Source organism: Nocardia anocheti (genome assembly GCF_029675105.1).
Lineage (GTDB): Bacteria > Actinomycetota > Actinomycetes > Mycobacteriales > Mycobacteriaceae > Nocardia.
In genome coordinates this window covers 38,523-62,153 of sequence record NZ_JAQQFV010000014.1, presented here as the reverse complement: position 1 = coordinate 62,153, position 23,631 = coordinate 38,523, and the positions used below count along the sequence as shown (strand labels likewise).

At 70.0% G+C, this 23,631-nt stretch carries 26 protein-coding genes and 1 pseudogene; 17 read left to right on the top strand and 10 right to left on the bottom strand.

Annotated features, from left to right (window positions below; all coding sequences use genetic code 11):
- The 3 genes and pseudogenes from QC180_RS29190 to QC180_RS29180 all read left to right on the top strand — a co-directional run.
- A pseudogene (locus QC180_RS29190) lies at positions 1-246 on the top strand (hypothetical protein); the annotation flags it as partial.
- A gap of 130 nt (positions 247-376) precedes the next feature.
- Positions 377-511 carry a hypothetical protein gene (locus tag QC180_RS29185; RefSeq protein ID WP_278266074.1) on the top strand — a complete coding sequence of 45 codons (135 nt, stop codon included), beginning with the start codon at positions 377-379 and terminating at the stop codon, positions 509-511.
- Positions 511-1,638: a YeiH family protein gene (locus QC180_RS29180; RefSeq protein WP_278266073.1), complete on the top strand. Its 1,128-nt coding sequence runs from the start codon at positions 511-513 to the stop codon at positions 1,636-1,638. Before QC180_RS29185 ends, QC180_RS29180 begins: the two co-directional genes overlap by 1 nt.
- Before the next feature lie 20 nt (positions 1,639-1,658).
- Here QC180_RS29180 and QC180_RS29175 read toward each other — a convergent pair whose 3' ends face one another.
- Positions 1,659-2,057 carry a nuclear transport factor 2 family protein gene (locus QC180_RS29175; protein ID WP_278266072.1) on the bottom strand — a complete coding sequence of 133 codons (399 nt, stop codon included), beginning with the start codon at positions 2,055-2,057 and terminating at the stop codon, positions 1,659-1,661.
- 130 nt (positions 2,058-2,187) lie between these two features.
- Positions 2,188-3,093, bottom strand: a complete 906-nt coding sequence (locus tag QC180_RS29170; RefSeq protein ID WP_278266071.1) for a RecB family exonuclease — start codon at positions 3,091-3,093, stop codon at positions 2,188-2,190.
- A 132-nt stretch (positions 3,094-3,225) separates the two neighbouring features.
- Between QC180_RS29170 and QC180_RS29165 the strand changes: the two genes are divergently transcribed.
- Complete coding sequence (locus QC180_RS29165; RefSeq protein ID WP_278266070.1) at positions 3,226-4,059, top strand: tRNA (adenine-N1)-methyltransferase; 834 nt, start codon at positions 3,226-3,228, stop codon at positions 4,057-4,059.
- Here the strand turns inward: QC180_RS29165 and QC180_RS29160 are convergent.
- Together QC180_RS29160 and QC180_RS29155 are read right to left on the bottom strand one after the other, a co-directional pair.
- Positions 4,022-5,356 (bottom strand): acyltransferase family protein, encoded by a 1,335-nt coding sequence (locus QC180_RS29160; RefSeq protein ID WP_278266069.1) that lies wholly within the window; start codon positions 5,354-5,356, stop codon positions 4,022-4,024. The two genes, QC180_RS29165 and QC180_RS29160, sit on opposite strands and share 38 nt — an antisense overlap.
- 116 nt (positions 5,357-5,472) lie before the next feature.
- On the bottom strand, positions 5,473-6,003 hold the full coding sequence (locus QC180_RS29155; protein WP_474646558.1) for a WKL family lipoprotein: 531 nt from the start codon (positions 6,001-6,003) through the stop codon (positions 5,473-5,475).
- 202 nt (positions 6,004-6,205) lie between these two features.
- On the opposite strand from QC180_RS29155, the gene arc reads away from it, so the two are divergent.
- Both arc and QC180_RS29145 read left to right on the top strand, forming a co-directional pair.
- A complete protein-coding gene (gene arc / locus QC180_RS29150) occupies positions 6,206-7,966 on the top strand; it encodes a proteasome ATPase (RefSeq protein ID WP_278266067.1) in 1,761 nt (586 codons plus the stop codon).
- A gap of 104 nt (positions 7,967-8,070) precedes the next feature.
- A complete protein-coding gene (locus QC180_RS29145; RefSeq protein WP_278266066.1) occupies positions 8,071-8,208 on the top strand; it encodes a hypothetical protein in 138 nt (45 codons plus the stop codon).
- A 64-nt stretch (positions 8,209-8,272) separates the two neighbouring features.
- On the opposite strand, the gene QC180_RS29140 is transcribed toward QC180_RS29145, so the two are convergent.
- Entirely contained in the window at positions 8,273-8,953 is a 681-nt protein-coding gene (locus QC180_RS29140; protein WP_278266065.1) for a peptidylprolyl isomerase, read from the bottom strand.
- Positions 8,954-9,087: 134 nt separating this feature from the next.
- Here QC180_RS29140 and QC180_RS29135 point away from each other — a divergent pair, with 134 nt between their 5' ends.
- Entirely contained in the window at positions 9,088-9,459 is a 372-nt protein-coding gene (locus tag QC180_RS29135) for an arsenate reductase family protein (protein WP_278266064.1), read from the top strand.
- A gap of 18 nt (positions 9,460-9,477) precedes the next feature.
- Here the strand turns inward: QC180_RS29135 and QC180_RS29130 are convergent, their stop codons facing one another.
- The 3 genes from QC180_RS29130 to QC180_RS29120 all read right to left on the bottom strand — a co-directional run bounded on the left by QC180_RS29130 (position 9,478) and on the right by QC180_RS29120 (position 11,321).
- Positions 9,478-10,041, bottom strand: coding sequence for an NUDIX hydrolase (locus tag QC180_RS29130; protein WP_278266063.1), 564 nt, complete (start codon positions 10,039-10,041; stop codon positions 9,478-9,480).
- Positions 10,042-10,060: 19 nt separating this feature from the next.
- Positions 10,061-10,936 (bottom strand): membrane protein insertase YidC, encoded by an 876-nt coding sequence (gene yidC, locus QC180_RS29125; protein WP_278266062.1) that lies wholly within the window; start codon positions 10,934-10,936, stop codon positions 10,061-10,063.
- A gap of 85 nt (positions 10,937-11,021) precedes the next feature.
- Positions 11,022-11,321, bottom strand: a complete 300-nt coding sequence (locus QC180_RS29120; protein WP_278266061.1) for a DUF6412 domain-containing protein — start codon at positions 11,319-11,321, stop codon at positions 11,022-11,024.
- A gap of 88 nt (positions 11,322-11,409) precedes the next feature.
- Here QC180_RS29120 and QC180_RS29115 point away from each other — a divergent pair, with 88 nt between their 5' ends.
- On the top strand, positions 11,410-12,135 hold the full coding sequence (locus QC180_RS29115; RefSeq protein ID WP_278266060.1) for a TetR/AcrR family transcriptional regulator: 726 nt from the start codon (positions 11,410-11,412) through the stop codon (positions 12,133-12,135).
- On the opposite strand, the gene QC180_RS29110 is transcribed toward QC180_RS29115, so the two are convergent.
- A complete protein-coding gene (locus QC180_RS29110; protein WP_278266059.1) occupies positions 12,136-13,320 on the bottom strand; it encodes a DUF418 domain-containing protein in 1,185 nt (394 codons plus the stop codon).
- 179 nt (positions 13,321-13,499) lie between these two features.
- Between QC180_RS29110 and dop the strand changes: the two genes are divergently transcribed.
- From dop to pafA, 5 genes are all read left to right on the top strand, one after another.
- Entirely contained in the window at positions 13,500-14,999 is a 1,500-nt protein-coding gene (gene dop, locus QC180_RS29105) for a depupylase/deamidase Dop (protein WP_278266058.1), read from the top strand.
- A 120-nt stretch (positions 15,000-15,119) separates the two neighbouring features.
- Positions 15,120-15,314: a ubiquitin-like protein Pup gene (locus QC180_RS29100; protein ID WP_019047503.1), complete on the top strand. Its 195-nt coding sequence runs from the start codon at positions 15,120-15,122 to the stop codon at positions 15,312-15,314.
- Positions 15,311-16,156 carry a proteasome subunit beta gene (gene prcB, locus QC180_RS29095; protein WP_278266057.1) on the top strand — a complete coding sequence of 282 codons (846 nt, stop codon included), beginning with the start codon at positions 15,311-15,313 and terminating at the stop codon, positions 16,154-16,156. Before QC180_RS29100 ends, prcB begins: the two co-directional genes overlap by 4 nt.
- Positions 16,153-16,923 (top strand): proteasome subunit alpha, encoded by a 771-nt coding sequence (gene prcA / locus QC180_RS29090; protein ID WP_278266056.1) that lies wholly within the window; start codon positions 16,153-16,155, stop codon positions 16,921-16,923. Before prcB ends, prcA begins: the two co-directional genes overlap by 4 nt.
- Positions 16,924-17,087: 164 nt before the next feature.
- Complete coding sequence (gene pafA, locus QC180_RS29085) at positions 17,088-18,446, top strand: Pup--protein ligase (protein WP_186817494.1); 1,359 nt, start codon at positions 17,088-17,090, stop codon at positions 18,444-18,446.
- Between the two features lie 92 nt (positions 18,447-18,538).
- Here pafA and QC180_RS29080 read toward each other — a convergent pair whose 3' ends face one another.
- The gene (locus QC180_RS29080; RefSeq protein ID WP_278266055.1) at positions 18,539-19,174 is read right to left on the bottom strand and encodes a TetR/AcrR family transcriptional regulator; all 636 of its coding nucleotides are present in this window, start codon (positions 19,172-19,174) and stop codon (positions 18,539-18,541) included.
- Between the two features lie 137 nt (positions 19,175-19,311).
- On the opposite strand from QC180_RS29080, the gene QC180_RS29075 reads away from it, so the two are divergent.
- Genes QC180_RS29075 through pcaF form a run of 4 tightly spaced genes read left to right on the top strand, consistent with a single transcriptional unit; the run spans position 19,312 to position 23,613 of the window.
- The gene (locus QC180_RS29075; protein ID WP_278266054.1) at positions 19,312-20,463 is read left to right on the top strand and encodes an acyl-CoA dehydrogenase family protein; all 1,152 of its coding nucleotides are present in this window, start codon (positions 19,312-19,314) and stop codon (positions 20,461-20,463) included.
- An 18-nt stretch (positions 20,464-20,481) separates the two neighbouring features.
- The gene (gene fabG / locus QC180_RS29070) at positions 20,482-21,234 is read left to right on the top strand and encodes a 3-oxoacyl-ACP reductase FabG (protein WP_278266053.1); all 753 of its coding nucleotides are present in this window, start codon (positions 20,482-20,484) and stop codon (positions 21,232-21,234) included.
- A 24-nt stretch (positions 21,235-21,258) separates the two neighbouring features.
- Complete coding sequence (locus QC180_RS29065) at positions 21,259-22,416, top strand: acyl-CoA dehydrogenase family protein (protein ID WP_278266052.1); 1,158 nt, start codon at positions 21,259-21,261, stop codon at positions 22,414-22,416.
- On the top strand, positions 22,417-23,613 hold the full coding sequence (pcaF, locus tag QC180_RS29060; protein WP_278266051.1) for a 3-oxoadipyl-CoA thiolase: 1,197 nt from the start codon (positions 22,417-22,419) through the stop codon (positions 23,611-23,613).
- The last annotated feature ends 18 nt before the right edge of the window (positions 23,614-23,631 follow it).

Sequence of the window (23,631 nt, the reverse complement as noted above, 5' to 3'; positions counted from 1 at the left end):
TTGTCGGCGAACCTGGTCGTGATCCAGGAACCGAAGGCCGAACCGGAGCCGGAGCCCGAACCCCAGCCTGAGCCGGTCGCTGAGGTGGCCGAGGCCGCACCGAAGACCGCCCCGACCGGTGGCGGACTCGGGATGAAGGGTGCCGCCAAGGCGCCCGGTGGTGGCTTGGGCATGAAGGGTGCCGCGAAGGCGCCAGGTGGGGTGACGATGGCCGCGCGGTCTGAGGTTGGCTCGGACGGTAGGTAGAACGGTGGCTTCCCGGTGGTGTGCCGTGGGGGGAGGACGGGGAGATCCGTTCAGGCTGAACGCAATCCGTGTGTTCGGGGAAAACCGCTGCTACCTTGCGTTTCTCGATGAGGAACAGCAAGGAGTCACCGTGTCGCAGACACAGCCCGAGCCGCGGCCGGGGAGCACATTCACGTGGAACGAGGACTGGCTGGCGACTGTCGTCGGGCTGGCCCTGCTCGCGCTCGTCCTGACAGGGGCGATCCCGGACTGGCTGGTGCCGTGATGAGCGAGCCGAAGACCACCTCCGAAACCGCCGCGCTCCAGGCGAACCCGCGACCGAGTACCGCCGACATCGTGACCGGCCTGCTGGTCGTGCTCGCGCTCGGCGCGCTGACCAGGCTCTTCGACACCCATGTTCCGCAATGGGCGGTGGACACCCCCTTCCAGCGGGTGGCGAAGACGGTCGAATACCCGGTGTACGCGATCGCGATCGGCCTGGCGGGCAATGTGATCCTGTCCAAACTGGGCCTGCGCGAACGGCTCTCGGCCGGATTCCGCACCGAGTTCTTCATCAAGACCGGTGTGGTGCTGCTCGGGGCCTCGATCAATCTGAAGATCCTGGTCACCGCGGCCGCCCCGGCGATCGTGCAGGCACTGGCGCTGATCACCCTGGTGTTCGGTTTCACCTGGTGGTTCGGTGGGCTGCTGGGGCTCGACGACAAACTGCGGGCGCTGCTGTCCTCGGCGGTGTCGATCTGCGGCGTGAGCGCGGCCATCGCGGCGGCGGGCGCGGTGCAGGCCCGGCGCGAGCAGATCGCCTACGCGGCCTCGCTGGTGATCATCTTCGCGTTGCCCTCGATCTTCCTGCTGCCGTGGCTGGCCGACGTGTTGGGGCTCTCCGACGCGGTCGCCGGAGCCTGGATCGGCGGCAATATCGACACCACCGCGGCCGTGGCGGCGGCGGGCGCGCTGACCGGTGAGGACTCGCTGAAGATCGCGACCATCGTCAAGACCACCCAGAACGCGCTCATCGGCATCGTCGCCATCGCGCTGACCGCCTGGTTCGCCTTCCGGGTGGAACGCACCCCGGGCGCGGCCCGGCCCCGCCTCGGCGAATTCTGGGCCAGGTTCCCGAAGTTCGTGCTCGGGTTCCTGGCCGCCTCGGTCATCGGCACGCTGTATCTGCAGTCCGTCGACAAGGCGACCGGTGCCGCGCACATCGCCGTGGTCAACGACCTGCGCACCTGGTTCCTGATCCTGGCCTTCGTCTCCATCGGCCTGGAGTTCTCGGCGCGCGGCCTGCGCGAGGCGGGCTGGCGGCCGATCGTGGTGTTCGGCTCGGCCGCCGTGGTGAATCTGGTGGTGGGCCTCGGTCTCTCGGTGCTGTTGTTCCACGACTTCACCGTCTGATCCCGGCCCCCGCGGGCAGCTCAGGAACCCGAGCTGCCCGCGATCGCCTCGGCCTTGATGCGCTCGAACTGCTCGCCCATCCGCGCGGCCAGCGCCGTCGCGGCCGAGAGCGGACGCACCATCACGGTGAGTTCATCGATCTTGCCGTCCTCGTTCAGGTGCACGAAGTCGCAGCCGCTGAGCTGCTTGCCGTCCACGGTGGCCTCGAAGACCAGGGCGTGGTCACGGTCGTCGCCGATCTCGCGGACATAGCGGAAGTCCTCGAACACCCGGATCACCGCGCGCAGGATGGCCGCGGTGATCGGCTTGCCCGGATAGGGCTGGAAGGCGACCGGGCTGGTGAAGACGACATCGTCGGCCAGCAGGGCCTCGATGGCGGCCTCGTCGCGGGCTTCGACAGCGGCACGGAAGGGATGCATCAGCTCACCTCATATTCAACTAGTTGCATAGGGGTGCCGTCAGCCTAACTCGCTCGAGGGCGCCGGGGCCATGATTCGCGGCCGAGAAGGATCGGTCGGTGCGTGTGGGGCGCCGAGTGCCGGGGTGGTTTCAGACGTCCTCTGCGGGCCGGACCTCCGGCACACCCAGCTCGACGGGGGCCGAATCCTGGTGCGGCCAGCCCGGATACGGCGGCGGCGTGCCTCCGAACTCGGGGCACAGCGGCTTGAAATCGCAGAACTTGCACAGGGCATTGCGCTGCGCCGGGAAATCGCCGGTGCGGCCCGCCTCGAGAATGGCCTGCCACAGTGCGGTGAGGATGCGTGCGAAGCGGTCGAGTTCGTCGCGTTCGGGGGTGTAGGTGAGCAGGATCTTGTCGGCCAGATAGATCAGGCGCAGCTGGGCGGGCACGATGCCCCGGGTGCGCAGGATCACCAGGGCGTAGAACTTGAGTTGGAACAGCGCGCGGGCCTCGTGCAGCGGGCCGGGGGAGCGGCCGGTCTTGTAGTCGACCACACGCAGCAGACCCGACGGTGCCACATCGATACGGTCGACGAACCCGCGCAGCGGTACGTCACCGTCGAGCTCCACCTCGACCCGCTCCTCCAGCGACTCGGGCTCGAACCGGCGCGGGTCCTCCAGCTCGTAGTAGCCCTCGACCAGTCGCCGCACCTCCGTGAACAGCTTCTCCGGACCGCCCTCGGCGACCAGCTCGTCGAGCCCCTCGCGCCCGGCCCGCACCCGCTCCCACGCGGCCGGGACCAGCGCGGCCGCGTGTTCCGGATGTCGCTGCGCGGCCGGTAATCCGAACAGATCCTCGAGCACGGCGTGCACGACGGTGCCCCGCACCGCGGCCCGCGACGGCGGCTCCGGAATCCGATCGATCGCCCGCAGCCGGTACTTCAGTGGACACTGCTTGAAATCGCTTGCGCGCGAAGGCGACAGCGCCGGGCGCGACCGCGGCGAGGGGGCGTCGGCGGGGTCGTCGGCGAGGGACACGGGCACCGGTGCGGACATACTGCGCAGGGTATCGGCACCCACCGACACCGAAGGTCGGATCGCGGCGCGGCCGGGCGCGGTCACCCCGTGCGGTGACGCGATCACACAGCCTGGCAGGCTGGAGGTTTCCGCTGAGAGAAATGGAGATCCATGACGGCCAGACGAACCGGTCCGTTCACCATCGGGGACCGCGTGCAGCTGACCGATGCCAAGGGGCGCCTCTACACGGTGCTGCTGGAGGAGGGTAAGGAATTCCATACCCACCGGGGTGGCATCAAGCACGACGACCTCATCGGTACCGACGAGGGCACCGTCGTGAAGTCCACCAACGGCACCCCCTACCTCGCCCTGCGCCCGCTGCTGGTCGACTACGTGCTGTCGATGCCGCGCGGCGCGGCCGTGATCTACCCCAAGGACGCCGCCCAGATCGTGCACGAGGGCGACGTGTTCCCCGGCGCCCGGGTGCTCGAGGCCGGTGCCGGATCCGGCGCGCTGACCTGCTCGCTGCTGCGCGCGGTCGGCCCCGAGGGCGAGGTGATCTCCTACGAGATCCGCGACGACCACGCCGAGCACGCCGTGCGCAATGTGGAGACCTTCTTCGGCGGGCGCCCGGACAACTGGTCGCTGACGGTGGCGGATGTGGCCCAGTACGAGGGTCCGCAGGTCGACCGGGTGGTGCTGGACATGCTGGCGCCGTGGGACGCGCTGCCCGCGGTGTCCAAGGCGCTGGTGCCCGGCGGGGTGCTGATCGTCTACGTGGCCACCGTCACCCAGCTGTCCAAGGTCGTCGAGGCGCTGCGCGAGCAGGAGTGCTGGACCGAGCCGCGCTCGTGGGAGTCGATGGTGCGTGGCTGGCACGTCGTCGGCCTGGCCGTGCGCCCGGAACACCGCATGCAGGGGCACACGGCGTTCCTGGTGAGCGCGCGCAGGCTGGCCGAGGGCACGGTCACACCGAAGCCGCAGCGCCGTCCTTCGAAGGGCTGAGCCCGCTCGTCCGCGGCCGCGCGCGGGTGAGTACGCGCGCGGTCAGCAGGCATCCGGCCGAGCAGGTCAGCCAGCGCGCGCCCTCGGCGGTGAGCCCGAACCGGGTGGCCTGCAGCAGCGCGCATCCGGCCGCGATCACCGCGAGCACCGTCACCGCCGACCAGCCTCCGCGCACCGGGCGGACCGCGTCGTCCCACCAGCGCAGGGGCGTGTTCTCCAGCCCGCGCAGGGCCAGGAACAGCACCGCGGTGCCCGCCGCCGTCAACACCAGCTGCGCCACGGTGAGCGACCAGAACCCCGGCTGCCCGGGACGGGTGCGGTGCAGCCCGGCGAAGTGACCGAGCACGAGCACCGTGAGCAGCACCGGCATGTGCCACAGGTACAGCGTCATCGCGCCGGTGTTGCCGATCACCGTCACCCACCACACCCGCGGCCGCGCGGCCAGGCGCCGCAACCACGGCGCCGCCGCGACGGCCGCGCAGCACAGCACCACCGCGTGCCCGGCCAGCAGCAGCGAGGGCGGCGCCAGATTCGACAGCCGCTGCCCCGGCACGGTGACCAGACTCAGCTCGTAGGGCCCGACCGCCACCAGCGCGACATCGAGCATCAGGACGACGCCCGCGAGCACCGCCGCGGTGCGCGTGGCCAGCAGACCCCGCAGATAGCCGATGCCGAGCACCGCCGGGATCAGCCAGACGGCGAAATTCACATAACCGAGCTCGGCGGGACCGCCGCGGCGGCGTACCTCGTCGATCACCGCCGCCGCCAGCGCCAGCACGGCCACCGTGGCAAACATCCGGCGACCGGTCGTCACGAGCGCCGCCAGCGCGGGCGTACACGCCAGCACCACCAGGTACACGCCGAGAAACCACAGCAATTGGACACTGGTCACCGCCAGCGGTCGCTGCCAGCCGGGCGGCAGCACGCGCTGCGCCACCGCCACCAGCACCGCCGAGGCCAGCAGGAACCACCCGAGCGGACGCACCAGGCGCTGGGTGCGCCGGAACAGCCAGCCACCCCACGACGTTCCCGGCCCGATGCCGCGCGCCCCGGCCGCGACCCCGGCGAAGAAGAACAGCGGCAGCACCTGCAACACCCAGGTCAGCGCCTGGAGCGCGGGCAGATCGGCGAGGACGTTGCCGAACTCCACCCGGTCGCCGTCGAGCACCACCGTCAGCATCAGGCAGTGCCCGGCGACGACCACGAGCAGCGAGGCCAACCGCACCAGATCCAGGAACCGGTCGCGGTCGGCCGGGGTGTGCGCCGCGACCGTCGCGACACCGGGAAACACGTTCATGGCACAGACCCTCGCAGAGTCCGGGTCACCGGCACAGCGCAGAACTACTCAGCCGGGGCGCACGGGCACAAAAAACCCGGGTCGGCAGGCAGCCGACCCGGGGCGTGGCGCGCGGCTCAGGCGGGCGCGCAGGGGGCCTGGGCGAAGCCCAGCAGCAGGCAGCCGCTGTTGTCGGAGATCTTCCAGGTGCCGTCGACCTGCTCCCAGGTGACCGGGAAGGCCGGGGCGGTGCCGTGCGGGGAGGTGATGGTGACATCGGCGGTCGCGGTGTTCCCGCTGGTCACGACGTTGTCGACGGCGAAGGTGAGGGTGTAGCCCGCCAGCATGCCGTTCATCTGGTCGATATTGGACTTGCGCGCCTCGCCGTTGACGATCAGCTTCGACTTGTCGTCGGTGGACACCGCCGGGTCGCCGAACTTCACCAGCGTCTCCTTCAGCGTCTCGGCCGTCGGCGCCCCGGCGGTCTGGCCGGACGGGGCCGGAGTTGCCGAATCGCTGGACGGAGCGGCCGCGATACTGGTACTGCTGCTGGTGGTCTTCGTCGAGGAATCATCGGAGTCGCCGCAACCGGTCAGCCCGATGGTCACGGCGAGTGCCGCAGCGGCGGTAGCTACGGTGACACGGACTGTACGGGGAGGAAGGAGCATGCTCAGCAACCTTTCGGCTCGATGGCGAGCGCACTCGCCTGGTGCCCCGGCATCGGGGTGTTAGGGGAGCCTAACATGTGGGGAGACGGGGGCGGATAGGCTCGTCACCGTACAAGATGTGATCACGACGAAACCATGTCGGAAAGCGAGAACGGACCGCGCCCGGTAGCGTTGAAAGACCGGGACTGGGAGGAGCAGCATCATGAGCCCCAACGAGAATTCGGATTCGGCGGCCTGGCGAGAGCTCGAGGCGGTACGCGCCGAGGCGGCTGCTCTTCGCAGACAACTCGCCGACTCGCCGGATCGCGCACGCGAATTGGAAGCACGGATCGATTCGCTGACCATCCGCAACGGCAAGTTGATGGACACGCTCAAGGAAGCGCGTCAACAGCTGATCGCCCTGCGTGAGGAAGTCGATCGCCTCGGACAGCCGCCCAGCGGCTACGGCATCGTCATCCACACCTACGAGGATCAGACCGTCGACGTCTTCACCTCCGGTCGCAAGATGCGCCTGACCTGCTCGCCCAACATCGACGTCGCCACGCTCGAATACGGCCAGACGGTCCGCCTGAACGAGGCGCTCACCGTGGTCGAGGCGGGCAACTTCGACGCCATCGGCGAAATCGGCACGCTGCGTGAGATTCTCGACGACGGCCGCCGCGCGCTGGTGGTCGGTCACGCCGACGAGGAACGCGTGGTGTGGCTGTCGGGCCCGCTGTCCAAGATCGCCGAGTACGACGACATGGACGACCCCGATTCCCCCATTCGCAAACTGCGCCCGGGTGATTCGCTGCTGGTCGACACCAAGGCGGGCTTCGCCTTCGAGCGGGTGCCCAAGGCCGAGGTGGAAGACCTTGTCCTGGAAGAGGTTCCCGACGTCGACTACACCGACATCGGTGGCCTCGGCCGACAGATCGAGCAGATCCGCGACGCGGTGGAACTGCCCTTCCTGCACAAGGATCTGTTCCGCGAGTACGCGCTGCGCCCGCCGAAGGGCGTGCTGCTCTACGGTCCGCCCGGCTGCGGTAAGACCCTGATCGCCAAGGCCGTGGCCAACTCGCTGGCCAAGAAGATCGCCGAAGCCCGCGGTGAGGACGCCAAGGAGGCCAAGTCCTTCTTCCTCAACATCAAGGGCCCCGAGCTGCTCAACAAGTTCGTCGGCGAGACCGAGCGTCACATCCGGATCATCTTCCAGCGGGCGCGCGAGAAGGCCTCCGAGGGCACCCCGGTGATCGTGTTCTTCGACGAGATGGACTCGATCTTCCGCACCCGTGGTTCGGGTGTCTCCTCCGATGTGGAGACCACCGTTGTGCCCCAGCTGCTTTCGGAGATCGACGGTGTCGAGGGCCTGGAGAACGTCATCGTCATCGGCGCCTCCAACCGCGAGGACATGATCGACCCCGCGATCCTGCGGCCGGGCCGCCTGGACGTGAAGATCAAGATCGAGCGGCCGGACGCGGAGTCGGCGCAGGACATCTTCTCGAAGTACCTCACCGAGACGCTGCCCCTGCACGTCGACGACGTGCGCGAGTTCGACGGCGACAAGGCCGCCTGCGTGGACGCGATGATCGAGAAGGTCGTCGACCGGATGTACGCCGAGAGCGACGACAACCGCTTCCTGGAGGTCACCTACGCCAACGGTGACAAGGAGGTCCTGTACTTCAAGGACTTCAACTCCGGCGCCATGATCCAGAACATCGTGGACCGGGCCAAGAAGTACGCGATCAAGTCGGTGCTCGACACGGGCAACCCGGGTCTGCGCATCCAGCACCTGTTCGACTCGATCGTCGACGAGTTCGCCGAGAACGAGGACCTGCCCAACACCACCAACCCCGACGACTGGGCACGGATCTCGGGCAAGAAGGGCGAGCGGATCGTCTACATCCGCACCCTGGTCACCGGCAAGAACGCCTCGGCCAGCCGGGCGATCGACACCGAGTCCAACACGGGTCAGTACCTGTAACCTCTACCGACCAGGCAGGCCGTGTTCCGCACCGGAACACGGCCTGCCGTCGTTTCGTTCGTTTATTTTCCGGAAAACGCTGCGCTCCCAAGTGTGGATAGGACATGCTTCACATGTTCGTCCCACCTGATGAGGACTCGTACCCGAGGAGTGTTGCCATGACCGGTTCGGCCGCCGATTTCCTGACCGAAGTGATCCTGCTGACCATCCAGAACCTGTTCAGCTCGATCAGCGCGGGCTGATCCCGCCCCAGCCACGACGAGGGCCGCGACTCCCAGCCGGGAGTCGCGGCCCTCGTCGTTCTTCTCAGCCCTGGGTGGTGGTCACCGCGTCGAAGACCACGTCGGCGACCGGGGTGCCGTCCGGTCCGCCGCCGACCACACCGGCGTCGGCGATGGTGGTGAGCGCGTCCAGGCCGCCCGTCACGCGGCCGAACGGGGTGTAGTTCGGGGGCAGCTGGGTGTCGCGGTAGACCAGGAAGAACTGGCTGCCGTTGGTGCCGGGGCCCGCGTTGGCCATGGCGACGGTGCCCGCCGGGTAGACCGCCCCCGCGAGGTTCTCATCACCGAACTGGTAGCCCGGTCCGCCCCGGCCGGTCGCGGTGGGATCGCCGCACTGCAGCACGTAGATGCCGTCGGTGGTGAGTCGGTGGCAGCGGGTGTGGTCGAAGTAGCCCTCACCAGCCAGGAAGACGAACGAGTTGACCGTGCGCGGGGCGGACGCGGCGTCGAGGTCGACGGTCACGGGGCCGCAGGTGGTGTTCAGGGTGGCGGTGTAGGCGGCCGCCGGGTCGATGGTGAGCGGGGGCTCGACGGGCCACTGCTTGCCGTTGGGCTGGCCCGCGGCGGCGGGGACGCACCCGGGGATCACCGTCTGCTGGACGGGCGCGGTGTGGGCGGCCGGTGCCACGGCCACCAGGGTCGCCACGGCGGCGGCGAGGCCGAAGACGGCGCGGCGGAGGGATCGGGCCTGCGATGGGGTGCTCACCTGGACGGTGTCTCCTCGGGCTGGGGTGGAACCGGACGATGTACCGCGCATCCTGCCAGTAGCCGCCGTCACACGCGCGCGGACCGTCGGATCGTCACGAGGCCGCAGCACGACGGGCCACTACGCTGGGGCCCATGACGTCTGGGCACACCGAGATCTGGCACAACCCGCGCTGCTCCAAGAGCCGCAACGCCGCCGCGCACCTCGACGCGACCGGCGTGGACTACACCGTGCGCCGCTATCTCGACGATCCGCCGACCGTCGAGGAACTGCGCGCGGTGCTCGCGCGGCTGGGCGCCGAACCCTGGGAGATCACGCGCACCGGCGAGGACGTCGCCAAGGAACTCGGCCTGAGCGGCTGGGGCCGCACCGAGGCCGATCGGGAGCGGTGGCTGGCCGCGCTGGCCGAGCATCCGAAGCTGATCCAGCGCCCGATCGTGCTCACCGCCGACGGCGGCGCGGTGGTCGCCAGGGACGAGGAAACCCTGCGCGGCCTGGACCGATAGGGGATTTCCCGGCGGGTTTCACGTGGTGAGTCCGTCGTGTCGGTCGCTGTGGTCGGCCAGCAGGTCGGTCAGCAGCAGGCGGGTGTCGGGGACGAACGGCCACGTCGGATCCCGCAGCAGCGCACGGAGTTCGGCGATCTCGCACCACCAGCCCGCGGCGATCTCGGTGGGCTGGTGGTGGATCGGCCCGTCATAGCGCACCTCGTAACCGAACAGGTGACAGCGCAGCGCGCGGCCCGCCCAGTCGCCGTCCCAGGACACGCTGGCGCGCAACGGCAGTCGGGTGTGCGCGGGCAGGGTGATACCGAGTTCCTCGCGCAGTTCGCGCACGGCGGTGTCGGCCGGGTCCTCCCCGGCGTCCACCACGCCACCGGCCAGGCAGTCGTGCAGCCCGGCGAACACGAGTTTGCTGTCGGTCCGCCGGTGGACGTACACGCGGCGGCCGTCACCGGACCGGACGAGCACCCCGGCGCTGGCGTGCCAGAGTCCGTCGCGGTAGACGGTGCCGCGCTCGGCGGCACCGATCACCGTCCCGGCGGCGTCGTAGACGGCGAGCAGTTCCGATTCCGGGTGCGCGGACACCGCCCGAGGGTAACGCCGTTCACCGACGGCGCGGTTTTGCTCCCGGTCGCGGCGCGCTGGCCCGGGCCGCTGCGGTGGCGGCGACCGCCGCGGCGGTGGCCTCCGCGGCGAGCACCCGCCGGATGACGTACTGCTGCGCGCACGTCCACACGGCATTGGTGGCGAAATACACCAGCACGACCACCGGCATGATCGCCCCGCTCACCAGCGCGCCCGCCGGGAACACCCACAGCGAGAGCACCCGCATCACGGCGGCCGTGCCGTCGGTGCCGACCGGCGCGAGCCGGGCCGTGAGATGGGTGGCCACCGCCGCGAGCAACGCCAGCGGGACGGCCAGCGCGGCCACCGAGAACAGCAGATCGCCCGCGCTGGAGACGGTCGCCGACAGGGGAGCGCCGAAGAGATGGGCGTCGAGGAAGGCGCGGACCTCGGGAGCGCCGAACAGGTAGTTGGCGGTGGCGCGATTGGCCTCGTCGGTCAGCGGACTGCTGGTCGAGGCGAAGGGGCCGAGGGCGGAGGCGTGAGTGCGGTCGAAGGAGCGCAGGACGTGGAACAGCCCGAGGAACACCAGGGCCTGGCCGAGCAGCGGGAGCAACCCGGCGAACAAGCGCACGCCGTGCTCACGGTGCAGGGCGCGGATACTGGTGGCCTGCGCGCGGGGGTCGTCGCGGTGGGCGGCGCGCAGGCGCTCCACGCGTGGTTGCAGTGCGCGCAGGGTGGCCTGGGACCGGGCCTGACGTAGCGCCGGGACGATCAGCAGCGCGCGCACGGTGACCAAGAGTGCCACCACGGCCAGCAGCCAGGCGAGCCCGTCGGCCGGGCCGAAGGGGAGGGCGAAGAGCCGGTGCCAGCACCACAGGAGGGCGGAGACCGGGATGTAGACGATATCGAGCATGACGCAACGACCTGTCCGGACGGCGTGCGGGAACGCACGGAAGAGGGAGGGATCACGAATCCGACAGGGACGCCGTAGCGGCCTGTCAGCGGTGATCGGCTCCCGGGGCCCGTGGTCGGGGACGGCCGGGGGAGTCCGGATTGCTCTGCGGCAGGAAGGATCCGCGCAGTCTGCGCTGGGCGGAACGGGGTGGACCGGCGGTGGCGACCCGCAGCGGCAGGTGGCGGTAGGTGGTGATCGCGGCGAGCGCGCAGACCATGGCCGCGGCGACAGCACCGACGGCCAGCGCGCGGGCGGCCTCCCCGCCCGGTACGGTGAGCAGCACGAAGGCGGGCAGCAGGCACGCGAGTACCGCGTACGCCATCACCATCGCCCGGGTCCGCATGTCGCCGAGCATACCCGGCCGCGACCGACGCCCCGGTTTGCTGGAACACGATGTCACGGGCACCGGCCGTCCGCGTATCGTGGGGGCTGTGACTGCACCTTCCGCCCATGCCGAGCAGCCCGTCGGCGACGGGCGCGCCACCCGCTGGCACGGGCACAAGGCCCGCCGCCGCGCGGAGATGATCGACGCCGCGGTCGAGGTGATCGAACAGCACGGCGTGGAGATCTCGGTGCAGCTGATCGCCGAGCACCTCGCGCTGCCCCGGCCGGTGGTGTACCGCCACATCGGTGGTCGCGCCGAACTCGACGCGCTCGCCCGCAGGCGCATCCTCGAACTCCTGCTCGCCGAGTTGCTGCCCGCGCTGCAGCCCAACGGCACCCTCAAGGACGCGGTGCGCGGCGCCATCGGCACCTACCTCGACTGGATCGAGCTGCATCCGAACCTGCACCGCTTCCTCGGCGACGCGCCCCAGGAGGGCGGTGCGAGCCTGTCCGGCGCGGGTCGCGAGGTCGGCGGTCAGCTGGCCGACATGTTCGCCGCCACCCTGGCCCGCTTCGGCATCGATCCGGCCAGGGCCCGGCCGATGGCCTTCGGGATGGTCGGGCTCGTCGACGGAGTCGTCGCGAGCTGGCGGGCGGAGCCGGAACCGGTGCTGGGCGCCGAGCAGATCCAGGGCATTCTCACCGAGTCGGTGCTCTCGCTGTTCGAGGGCAACGCACGCAGTCTCGGCGTTCCGCTGCAACGGGATTCGCTGGTCGCCGATCTGCTGGTGGCCCCGGACGCGGCCCCGCCGCCCGAGGCCCGCCTGCGCTGATCAGCCCGCCGGTGCCACCAGGCGATAGGTGCGGTGCCACAGCCATTCCACCGGCCCGCGCTCGAAGCGGCGCAGCCACAGGTGGGCGAAGGCGGTGATCGCCAGGATGACCACCAGGTAGATCGCGAGGGTGAACGGCACCCGCGCGTCGACGGACACTCGCGCGGCGAGCCCGAAACCCCAGCCGTAGCACAGGATTCCGGCGATCAGATTCTGCAGGATGTAGCAGCTCAGCGCGGTGCGGCCGACCTCGCTCAGGCGCGTGCCCGCGAAACCCAGCCGTGGCCTGCGCAGATAGAAGGCCGCGACCGCGGCGAGGATGCCCAGCGAGACCAGCGGCGCGGTGCCGTAGCGGGTGAACAGGACCAGATCGCCGCCCACGAAGACACCGACCACGAAGTCGATCGGGGCCGCGATGCCGAAGCCGACGATCATGAGCCACCGGCGGATTCGCGCGCCCTCGGGACGGAAGACCCCGGCGCGGAAGAGCCGGGCGCCGATCAGGAACAGGGCCACCGACATCGGGAAGATGAAGATCGCCTCCACCCGGAACGCGGCGGCGTGGTGGAGGCGGAACAGCACCAGATCCCAGAACGAGCCGTCCGCATAGGGATTCGGGTCGGGCACCGACGAGGCGCCGCTCTGTCCGGCCGGTTCGAAGGCCAGGGCCACGGCGATGAGGGTGAGCAGCGTGAGATGGATCGAGGTCGCGACGATCACCCAGCGGCGCTGGGCGCGTTCGCTCGTCGCCAGCAGGTAGGCCACCACCAGGCCGGTGACCGCGTAGCCCATGAGCACGTCGAACTCCGCGACCAGCAGGAAGTTCAGCAGACCGTCGAGGAACAGCAGCGCCGCGCGCCACGGGTAACCGCCCGGCCACCGCCTGCCCGCCCGCTGGGCCGAGGACTGCTGGATGGCCAACCCGATGCCGAACATCACCGTGAGCAGTCCGAGGAACTTGCCCTGCACGAGCTGCTGGAGCACCCGCTCCGACCACATCCAGCCGTTCTCCGCGGTCGCGCCGAGCCCGTCGATGTAGCCGAGGAGTCCGCCCGGGTCGGTGAAGATCCAGATATTGGTCCCGAGGGTGCCCAGAATCGCGATGCCGCGCAGGACATCCAGGGCGAGCAGGCGGCCGGGCCGGTCCGGGCGGACGGCGGCGAGGCGGGGCGCGGTCTCGGTCATGGATCGAGTATCGCGACGGCTCGAGCGGGCCGGATCGCCCGCGAGGACCACCGCGGGGTCCCCCCAGCGGCGGACACCGGATCGATCGATCTGCCGAGTGCGCCGGGCTGAGCTGGGCGGGGAGGGCGCTCGGAGCGAGATGCGGGTGCGGGCCGGGCGCGTCGCCTAGGCTCGACAGCATGCAGCGCATCATCGGAATCGAGGTCGAGTACGGCATCTCGACCCCCACGGAGCCGACGGCCAACCCGATCCTCACCTCCACCCAGGCCGTGCTCGCCTACGCGGCCGCCGAAGGGGTGCCGCGAGCCAAGCGGACCCGCTGGGACTACGAGGTGGAATCCCCGCTGCGTGACGCGCGTGGTTTCGACCTGAGCCGGATGAGCGGACCCGCTCCCGTGATCGACGCCGACGAGGTCGGCGCCGCCAACATGATCCTCACCAACGGCGCCCGGCTCTACGTCGACCACGCCCACCCCGAGTACTCCGCGCCCGAGGTCGTCGACCCGCTCGACGCGGTGATCTGGGACAAGGCCGGTGAGCGGGTGATGGAGGCCGCCGCCCGGCACGCCTCGAGCGTGCCCGGCGCCCCTCGGCTGCAGCTGTACAAGAACAACGTCGACGGCAAGGGCGCCTCCTACGGCACCCACGAGAACTACCTGATGAGCCGTGACACCCCGTTCAGCCACATCATCGCCGGTCTGACCCCGTTCTTCGTCTCCCGGCAGGTCATCTGCGGGTCCGGCCGGGTCGGTATCGGGCAGTCCGGTGACCACGCGGGCTTCCAGCTGTCCCAGCGCGCCGACTACATCGAGGTCGAGGTCGGCCTGGAGACCACGCTCAAGCGCGGCATCATCAACACCCGCGACGAGCCGCACGCCGACGCCGACAAGTACCGGCGCCTGCACGTGATCATCGGCGACGCCAACCTGGCCGAGATGTCGACCTATCTCAAGGTCGGCACCACCGCGCTGGTGCTGGATCTGATCGAGGCGGGCGAGGACCTCTCGGAGTTCCAGCTGGCCCGCCCGGTCACCGCCGTGCACCAGATCAGCCACGACCCGAGCCTGCGCGCCACCGTGGCGCTGGCCGACGGCCGCGAGCTGACCGGCCTTGCGCTGCAACGGCTCTACCACGAGCGGGTGGCCAAGTTCGTCGACCGCGAGGGCAACGACGACCCGCGCGTGCGCGACATCGTCGACAACTGGGCGATGGTCTTGGACCTGCTCGAGCGCGACCCGATGGAGTGCGCCAACCTGCTCGACTGGCCCGCCAAGCTGCGCCTGCTCGAGGGCATGCGCAGCCGCGAGGGGCTGGGCTGGGCCGCGCCGAAACTGCACCTGATGGACCTGCAGTACTCCGATGTGCGCCTGGACAAGGGTCTCTACAACCGTCTGGTCGCCCGGGGCTCGATGAAGCGCCTGGTCAGCGAGCAGCAGGTGCTCGACGCCATGACCAAGCCGCCCACCGACACCCGCGCCTACTTCCGCGGTGAGTGTCTGCGCCGTTTCGGCGCCGATATCGCCGCCGCCAGTTGGGATTCGGTGATCTTCGATCTCGGGGGCGATTCGCTGGTGCGCATCCCCACCCTGGAGCCGCGCCGGGGCACGAAAGCCCACGTCGGCAAGCTGCTCGACGCCGCGGAATCGGCCGCCGAGCTCGTCGAACAGCTCACCCACTGAGGCGATTCCCGGCACGGTAGGGCGACAATCCGATCGCTAATAGACCACCTTGTCGGATCCGCTCGGTAGGGTTGAGGGACTGGCACGAACATCGTGATGAGGAAGAGGAGGTCGGCGGCCATGGCACAAGAGCAGACCAAGCGCGCCGGGGGTGGCGACGAGGACGAGGGCCCCGAGGGCGTCGACGCGGCCGGGCAGGAGCGCCGCGAGAAGCTGGCGGAGGAGACCGACGACCTGCTCGACGAGATCGATGACGTGCTCGAGGAGAACGCCGAGGACTTCGTGCGGGCATATGTGCAGAAGGGCGGCCAGTGACCTCAGGTGATCCGTTGCGCCTCCACGCGGGGCAGGCTCTCTCCTCGTTCACCGAACATCTGCGCATGCACGCACCGGACCTGTTGCCCGGCAACAGGTTCGGTGCGTCCGACATGACCGCCTCGGCGGATTTCGCGCCGCACGGCACCACCATCGTCGCGGTCAGCTACCGCGGCGGCGTGCTGATCGCGGGCGACCGCAGGGCCACCCAGGGCAACCTGGTGGCCTCGCGCGACATGGAGAAGGTGTACATCACCGACACCTTCTCCGCGGCGGGTATCGCGGGCACGGCCGGGCTGGCCGTGGAGATGGTGCGGTTGTTCGCGGTGGAGCTCGAGTACTACGAGAAGATCGAAGGTGTGTCACTGACCTTCGACGGCAAGGCCAACAAGCTGTCGAAGATGGTGCGCGACAATCTCCCGGCCGCCATGCAGGGGCTGGCCGTGGTGCCGCTGCTGGTCGGATTCGACGACCAGGTCACCGACCCGGACAGGGCCGGGCGGATCGTGTCGTTCGATGTGGTGGGTTCACGCAGTGAGGAGCGTTTCGGCTACACCGCGGTCGGTTCCGGCTCGATGTTCGCCAAGTCCTCGCTGAAGAAGACCTACCGGGCCGGTCTCGACCACGAGCAGGCCCTGCGGATCGCGGTCGAGTCGCTGGTCGACGCCGCCGACGACGACACCGCCACCGGCGGGCCGGACCCGCTGCGCGGGATCTACCCGACGGTGGTGCTGATCGACGCCGAGGGCGCGGTGGAGGTCGGCGAAGACGAGCTCGCCGCGGTCGCCACGGCGATCGCGGTCGACCGGGCGGCCGCACAGAACGGGGGTGCCAGCGCATGACGCTGCCTTACTACGCGTCCGCCGAGCAGATCATGCGCGACAAGACCGAGCTCGCCCGCAAGGGCATCGGGCGAGGTCGCAGCGTGGTGGTGCTGGTGTACGACAATGGCGTGCTGTTCGTCGCGGAGAATCCGTCGGCGACCTTGCACAAGATCAGTGAGCTCTACGACCGCATCGGGTTCGCGGCCGTGGGCAAGTACAACGAGTTCGAGGCCCTGCGCCGCGGCGGCATCCTGCAGGCCGACCTGAAGGGCTACCAGTACGACCGGCGCGATGTCACCGGCCGTGGCCTGGCCAACCTGTACGCGCAGAGCCTCGGCTCGATCTTCACCGATCAGCTCAAGCCCTACGAGGTGGAGCTGTGCGTGGCCGAGGTGGGCTATCCGGAGCAGTCGCCGACCTCGGTGCTGTACCGGATCACCTTCGACGGCTCGATCGTCGACGAGCGCGAATACGTCGTGATGGGTGGCACCACCGAACCCATCGTGACCGCGCTCAAGGCCGCCTACAAGCCGGGATTGTCGCTCGACGCCGCCCTGAAGGTGGCGATCGGCGCGCTCCAGACCGGGCAGCCGGAGGCCGACAAGGACAAGCGCGCTCTCGGTGTGGCCTCCCTCGAGGTGGCCACGCTCGAGCAGGCACGGCCCCGACGGGCCTTCCGTCGGCTGCAGGGTGCCGCCCTGGAGAAGGCGCTGGGCAGCGCGCCGAAGGCCAAGCCCGTGAAAGACGCGAAGCTGCCCGAACCCGAGGACGACGCGGGGGAGTAGCCCGCCGTCATGATCACGCCGGGCCCGCGAACCACCACGGTTCGCGGGCCCGGCGTCGTGCGTGCGACCGGCCGATGACACTGTCCGAATCGTTGTGAACACGTATGCGAATGGGTTGTCCGGAGCGCCGCGCGGGCACTGCTCATGGCTGTAGTGTCGATGGTGTGCAGCGACGAATCATGGGGATCGAGACCGAGTTCGGTGTGACATGCACCTTCCACGGTCACCGTCGGCTGTCCCCCGACGAGGTAGCCCGGTACCTGTTCCGCCGGGTGGTGTCCTGGGGCCGTAGCTCTAACGTTTTCCTTCGCAACGGTGCCAGGTTGTACCTCGACGTCGGATCACACCCGGAGTACGCGACCGCGGAATGCGACAGCCTGGTGCAGCTGGTCACCCACGACCGCGCCGGTGAGCGGGTCCTGGAGGACCTGCTGATCGACGCCGAGCAGCGCCTGGCCGAGGAGGGTATCGGCGGCGATATCTACCTGTTCAAGAACAACACCGACTCCGCGGGCAACTCCTACGGCTGCCACGAGAACTTCCTCGTGGTGCGCGCGGGCGAGTTCTCCCGGATCTCGGACGTGTTGCTCCCGTTCCTGGTCACCCGCCAGCTCATCTGCGGTGCGGGCAAGGTGTTGCAGACGCCCAAGGCGGCCACCTTCTGCCTGTCCCAGCGCGCCGAGCACATCTGGGAGGGCGTCTCCTCGGCGACCACCCGCTCGCGCCCGATCATCAACACCCGCGACGAGCCGCACGCCGACGCCGAGAAGTACCGGCGCCTGCACGTGATCGTCGGCGACTCCAACATGGCCGAGCCGACCACGATGCTCAAGGTGGGCACCGCCTCGCTGGTGCTGGAGATGATCGAGGCGGGCGTGTCGTTCCGCGACTTCGCCCTCGACAACCCGATCCGCGCGATCCGCGAGGTAAGCCACGATCTGACCGGCCGTCGTCCGGTCCGGTTGGCCGGTGGTCGGCAGGCCAGCGCGCTCGAGATCCAGCGCGAGTACTACGCGCGCGCCGTCGAGCACCTGCGCAATCGCGATCGCGATCCGCAGGTCGACGCGGTGGTCGACCTGTGGGGCCGCACCCTCGACGCGGTCGAGGCGCAGGACTTCGCCAAGGTCGACACCGAGATCGACTGGGTGATCAAGCGCAAGCTGTTCCAGCGCTACCAGGACCGCTACAGCATGGAGCTGTCCGATCCCAAGATCGCCCAGCTGGACCTGGCCTACCACGACATCAAGCGCGGTCGCGGGGTGTTCGACCTGCTGCAGCGCAAGGGTCTGGCCAAGCGGATCACCGAGGACGAGGCCGTGGACGCCGCGGTGGAGACCCCGCCGCAGACCACCCGGGCCAAGCTGCGCGGTGACTTCATCACCGCCGCCCAGGAAGCGGGCCGCGACTTCACGGTCGACTGGGTGCATCTGAAGTTGAACGATCAAGCGCAACGCACGGTGTTGTGCAAGGATCCCTTCCGGTCGGTCGACGAGCGCGTCGACCGGCTGATCGCCTCGATGTAGGCGAACCCCCGAGACGGGGGGTGTCGACGGGACCGGTGGCGCATGGGAGCGATGCGTAGGCGCCACCGGTCCCGTCGTGTGTCCGGGGCCGCTCAGGCGGTGCCGACCACGCTGGCGTAGGTGCCGCGCAGTCCGGCGACGAACGCGGTCAGGGCCAGCTCGAAGCTGTCGTCGTCGATCTCGTCGGCCACCGCGCGCAGCAGGTGCGCCTGGTTCAGGTGCGGATAGCGGTCCCGGTAGACCTGCACGTCGTCGGCGAAACCGCCCGCGAACGAGCCGACGGTCGAGCCCATCACCAGGTAGCGGGTGGCCGCGCCGATCATGGTCGCGTAGCGCGGCGGCCAGCCCGCTCCGACCAGGGCGCCGTGCACGGCGTCGGCCGCGCGCAGGTTCTCCGCGCGACGGCCGGGGCCCGCGGCCAGATACGGCACGAAATTCGGGTGCGCGACCAGCGCCGCGCGGTAGCTGCGCGCCCAGGCGGTCAGGCCGTCGTCCCAGGGCAGGGTGTCGAAGCCCGAGGTGTCGACGTGGCTCATGATGCCCGTCGCGATGTCGTCGAACAGGTCGTCCTTGTTCGGGTAGTGGCCGTAGAGCGAGGCGGCCCGCACGCCCAGTTCGGCGGCCAGCTTGCGCATGGAGACCTCGGCCAGGCCGTCGCGGTCGACGAGGGTCAGCGCGGTGTCGCGGATGCGCTCGCGGCTCAACAGCGGTACGCGCGGCCTCGCCATGCGGGGGCTCCTTGTCTGCTCCGGGATCGGATCCGAACGCTATCACCGATCTCCGAGGCGGCTCTTGCATAACCGAACGGCGTTAGGTTACCGTGCCACCGGTAAAACTAACACCGTTCGGTTCAGGAGTCCGCCCGATGGATCTCGCACTCAGTCCCGCCCATCACGATCTGCGTGAACTCGCCCGCACCTGGGTGGACAAGGAGGTCGTGCCGTACGCCACCGAGTGGGATCGGGCCGAATCGGTCGACCCCGCGATCGTCGGCAAGCTCGGCGCGCTGGGCTTCCTCGGCATCGGGATCGACGAGCAGTACGGCGGCTCCGGCGGCGACGCACTGGCCTACTGCGTGCTGCTCGAGGAACTCGGCCGGGGCGACAGCGCGGTGCGCGGCATCGTCTCGGTGTCGCTGGGGCTGGTCGGCAAGTCGATCGCGGCCTACGGCACCGAGGAGCAGAAGCACCGCTTCCTGCCGCCGCTGTGCGCGGGCGAGCGGCTGGGCTGCTTCGCGCTCACCGAGCCGGGCAACGGCTCCGACGCCGCGAACCTGATCACCCGCGCCACCCGCGACGGCGACGACTGGGTCATCGACGGCACCAAGATCTTCATCACCAACGGCACCTGGGCCGATGTCGCGCTGGTGTTCGCGCGCACCGGCGGTCCGGGGCCCAAGGGTGTCACCGCCTTCCTCGTCCCGACCGACGCGCCGGGCTTCGGTCGCACCGAGATCAAGGGCAAGCTCGGCCTGCGCGGGCAGGCCACCGCCGAACTCGTCCTCGACGGGGTGCGGGTGCCCGACGCGCTGCGCCTGGGCGCGGAGGGCGAGGGGTTCCGGATCGCGATGGCCGCCCTGGACAAGGGCCGGATGGGGGTGGCCGCAGGGTGCGTCGGGGTGGCGCGGGCGTGCCTCGAGGCCGCGGTGCGCTACGCGGGGGAGCGCGAGCAGTTCGGCAAGCCCATCGCGGGGTATCAGCTCGTCCAGGAGTTGCTCGCCGATATCGCGGTGGAGACCGAGGCGGCCCGGCTGCTGGCCTGGCGCGCGGCCGATCTGGTCGACCGGGGCGAGCCGTTCGGCACCGCGGCCTCGATGGCCAAGCTGTTCGCCTCCGAGACCGCGGTGAAGGCCGCCAACAACGCGATCCAGGTGTTCGGCGGCTACGGCTACATCGACGAGTACCCCGTCGCCAAGTACCTGCGCGACGCGCGCGTGCTGACCCTCTACGAGGGCACCACCCAGATCCAGAAGCTGCTCATCGGTCGCGCCCTCACCGGCGTCAACGCCATCGTCTGACCCCAGGAGTAACCCACCATGACCCGTAGAACCGCCTTCGTCACCGGCGCCGCGCGCGGCATCGGCGCCGCGACCGCCGCCCGGTTGGCCGCCGACGGCTGTGCCGTCGCCGTCGTCGACCTCGACGCCGACGCGGCCGTGCTCACCGCCGGGAAGATCAACGCCGCCGGTGGCACCGCGATCGGCCTCGGCTGCGATGTCGCCGACGAGGACGCCGTCGCCGCCGCGGTGGCCCGCACCGTGGCCGACCTCGGCGCGCTCGACGTGCTGGTGAACAACGCCGGTGTGCTGCGCGACAACCTGCTGTTCAAGATGTCGGTGGACGACTGGGACACCGTCATGTCGGTGCACCTGCGCGGCGCGTTCCTGTGCAGCAGGGCCGCCCAGAAGCACATGGTCGAGCACGGTGGCGGCGTGATCGTCAACACCTCGAGCGTGTCGGCGCTGGGCAACCGCGGCCAGGCCAACTACGCCGCCGCCAAAGCGGGCATCCAGGGCCTGACCAGGACCCTGGCCATGGAACTGGGCCCGTTCGGTATTCGCGTCAACGCGGTCGCCCCCGGGTTCATCGCCACCGAGATGACCGCCGCCACCGCCGCCAGGGTCGGCCTCAGCGCCCACGAGCTCCAGGACAAGACGGCCGCGGTGACGCCACTGCGGCGGGTCGGGGTCCCGGAGGACATCGCCAACGTGGTGGCCTTCCTGGCCTCCGACCAGGCCGGATTCGTCACCGGCCAGACCGTGTACGTCGACGGCGGCCGCCGTCTCTGATCGACCGATTTCTCAGGAGTTCCCATGCAGCGCACTGTGTACAACGACGAGCACGACGCCTTCCGCAAGACCATCCGGTCGTTCATCGAGACGAAAGTGGTTCCGGTCTACGACGAGTGGTACCAGGCGGGCATCGTGCCGCGCGAGTTCTACCGTGAGCTCGCCGAACTGGGTGTCTTCGGCATCGAGGTGCCCGAGGAATACGGCGGCGCGGGCATCGAGTCGTTCAAGTTCCAGGCCCTGATCATGGAGGAGGGCGCCCGCGCGGGTGTCATGTTCGGTGGCTCGGGTGTCCATGTCGGACTGTGCCTGCCGTATCTGAAGAGCCTGGCCACCGCCGAGCAGAAGCAGCGCTGGCTGCCCGGATTCGTCACCGGGGAGACGATGTTCGCCATCGCCATGACCGAACCGGGCACCGGCTCGGACCTGGCGGGGATGCGGACCACCGCCGTGCTGTCCGAGGACGGCACCCACTACGTGCTCAACGGCGCCAAGACCTTCATCACCGGTGGCGTGCACGCCGACCGGGTGATCGTGTGCGCCCGCACGGCGGCGCCCACCGAATCCGATCGCCGCCACGGTATCTCGCTGTTCGTCGTCGACACCGCCTCGCCGGGGTACACGGTCGGGCGCAAGCTCGACAAGCTGGGCCTGCGGGTCTCCGACACCGCCGAGCTGTCGTTCACCGACGTGCGGGTGCCGGTGGCGGACCTGCTCGGCGAGGAGCACAAGGGCTTCACCTACCTGGGTCGCAACCTGCCCCAGGAGCGGCTCTCCATCGCCGTCGGCGCCTACGCGCAGGCCAAGGCCGCCATCCGGTTCGCCCTCGAATACACCCGGGGCCGGACCGTTTTCGGTCAGCCGGTCGCGGCGTTCCAGAACACCAAGTTCGAGCTGGCCGCCTGCCGTGCCGAGGTCGACGCCGCCGAGGCCGTGGTCGACCGGGCGCTCGACGCGCTCGACGCGGGCACCCTCACTCCCGCCGACGCCGCCTCGGCCAAGCTGTTCTGCAGCGAGGTCGCCTCCCGGGTGATCGACCGCTGCCTGCAGCTGCACGGCGGCTACGGCTACATCAACGAATACCCGGTGGCGCGCCTGTACGCCGACAACCGGGTCAACCGGATCTACGGCGGCACCAGCGAGGTCATGAAGACCATCATCGCCAAGGACATGGGGCTGTAGATGGGCGTGGCGTACCTGGTCGACGGCGTCCGCACGCCGTTCGGCCGCTACGGCGGGGCGCTGGCGGCCGTGCGGCCCGACGATCTCGCGGCCCACGCGATCGCCGCGCTGGTCGCCCGGCTGCCCGGCGTGGACTTCGGCGCCGTGGACGATGTGGTGCTCGGCTGCGCCAATCAGGCCGGGGAGGACAACCGCAATGTCGCCCGGATGGCGGCGCTGCTGGCCGGGCTGCCGGTGACGGTGCCCGGCGTGACGGTCAACCGGCTGTGCGCCTCGGGACTGGACGCGGTGGCCTACGCGGCCAGGGCGATCCGGGCCGGGGACGCCGAGTTGGTGATCGCGGGCGGTGTCGAGTCGATGACGCGGGCGCCCTATGTGGTGCCGAAAGCCGCGTCGCCGTGGGATCGTGCGGGCGAACTGGCCGACACCACCCTCGGCTGGCGGCTGGTGAACCCGCGCATGCGCGCCGAGTACGGCACCGATTCCATGCCGGAGACCGCCCAGCACGTCGCCGACGAACACGGCGTCGGCCGGGCCGATCAGGACGCGTTCGCGCTGCGCTCGCAGCGGCGCGCGGCGGCGGCCGTCGAGCGTGGACGCCTCGCCAGGGAGATCGTCCCGATCCCGGTGCCGCGCCGCCGGGGTGAGCCGGTGCTCGTCGAGCGCGACGAACACCCCCGGGCGACCAGTGTCGACGCGCTCGCGGCGCTGCGACCCGTCGTCGCGGACGGGTCGATCACCGCGGGCAATTCCTCGGGCATCAACGACGGCGCCGCCGCGCTGCTGCTGGCGTCGGAGACGGCCGTGCGGCGCTACGGCCTCACCCCGCTGGCCCGGATCGGCGCGGTGACGGCGGCGGGCGTGCCACCTCGGACGATGGGCATCGGACCGGTGCCCGCCGTCGAGAAACTGCTGGCCCGAACAGGTCTCGCCATCGGCGACATCGACGTCGTCGAACTCAACGAGGCCTTCGCCGCCCAAGCGCTGGCCGTCCTGCGCGGCCTCGGACTGCCCGACGACGCCGAACACGTCAACCCCAACGGCGGCGCCATCGCCCTGGGCCATCCGCTCGGGGCCAGCGGTGCGCGCCTGGCCCTCACCGCCGCACTCGAACTCGCCGACCGTGACGCCCACCATGCCGTGGTCACCCTGTGTGTGGGCGTCGGCCAGGGACTCGCCGTGCATCTCGCACGCTGACCGCTCGGCCGCCGACTG

Excerpts from the sequence above, each read along its gene's own strand:
- pcaF (WP_278266051.1), top strand. The coding sequence starts at position 22,417 with ATGGGCGTGGCGTACCTGGTCGACGGCGTCCGCACGCCGTTCGGCCGC.
- QC180_RS29075 (WP_278266054.1), top strand. The coding sequence starts at position 19,312 with ATGGATCTCGCACTCAGTCCCGCCCATCACGATCTGCGTGAACTCGCC.
- QC180_RS29165 (WP_278266070.1), top strand. The coding sequence starts at position 3,226 with ATGACGGCCAGACGAACCGGTCCGTTCACCATCGGGGACCGCGTGCAG.
- arc (WP_278266067.1), top strand. The coding sequence starts at position 6,206 with ATGAGCCCCAACGAGAATTCGGATTCGGCGGCCTGGCGAGAGCTCGAG.
- QC180_RS29065 (WP_278266052.1), top strand. The coding sequence starts at position 21,259 with ATGCAGCGCACTGTGTACAACGACGAGCACGACGCCTTCCGCAAGACC.
- QC180_RS29120 (WP_278266061.1), bottom strand. The coding sequence starts at position 11,321 with ATGCGGACCCGGGCGATGGTGATGGCGTACGCGGTACTCGCGTGCCTG.
- QC180_RS29175 (WP_278266072.1), bottom strand. The coding sequence starts at position 2,057 with ATGCATCCCTTCCGTGCCGCTGTCGAAGCCCGCGACGAGGCCGCCATC.
- QC180_RS29135 (WP_278266064.1), top strand. The coding sequence starts at position 9,088 with ATGACGTCTGGGCACACCGAGATCTGGCACAACCCGCGCTGCTCCAAG.
- fabG (WP_278266053.1), top strand. The coding sequence starts at position 20,482 with ATGACCCGTAGAACCGCCTTCGTCACCGGCGCCGCGCGCGGCATCGGC.
- QC180_RS29110 (WP_278266059.1), bottom strand. The coding sequence starts at position 13,320 with ATGACCGAGACCGCGCCCCGCCTCGCCGCCGTCCGCCCGGACCGGCCC.
- yidC (WP_278266062.1), bottom strand. The coding sequence starts at position 10,936 with ATGCTCGATATCGTCTACATCCCGGTCTCCGCCCTCCTGTGGTGCTGG.
- prcA (WP_278266056.1), top strand. The coding sequence starts at position 16,153 with ATGACGCTGCCTTACTACGCGTCCGCCGAGCAGATCATGCGCGACAAG.
- dop (WP_278266058.1), top strand. The coding sequence starts at position 13,500 with ATGCAGCGCATCATCGGAATCGAGGTCGAGTACGGCATCTCGACCCCC.
- QC180_RS29180 (WP_278266073.1), top strand. The coding sequence starts at position 511 with ATGAGCGAGCCGAAGACCACCTCCGAAACCGCCGCGCTCCAGGCGAAC.
- QC180_RS29155 (WP_474646558.1), bottom strand. The coding sequence starts at position 6,003 with ATGCTCCTTCCTCCCCGTACAGTCCGTGTCACCGTAGCTACCGCCGCT.
- QC180_RS29160 (WP_278266069.1), bottom strand. The coding sequence starts at position 5,356 with ATGAACGTGTTTCCCGGTGTCGCGACGGTCGCGGCGCACACCCCGGCC.
- QC180_RS29145 (WP_278266066.1), top strand. The coding sequence starts at position 8,071 with ATGCTTCACATGTTCGTCCCACCTGATGAGGACTCGTACCCGAGGAGT.
- QC180_RS29080 (WP_278266055.1), bottom strand. The coding sequence starts at position 19,174 with ATGGCGAGGCCGCGCGTACCGCTGTTGAGCCGCGAGCGCATCCGCGAC.
- QC180_RS29170 (WP_278266071.1), bottom strand. The coding sequence starts at position 3,093 with ATGTCCGCACCGGTGCCCGTGTCCCTCGCCGACGACCCCGCCGACGCC.
- QC180_RS29100 (WP_019047503.1), top strand. The coding sequence starts at position 15,120 with ATGGCACAAGAGCAGACCAAGCGCGCCGGGGGTGGCGACGAGGACGAG.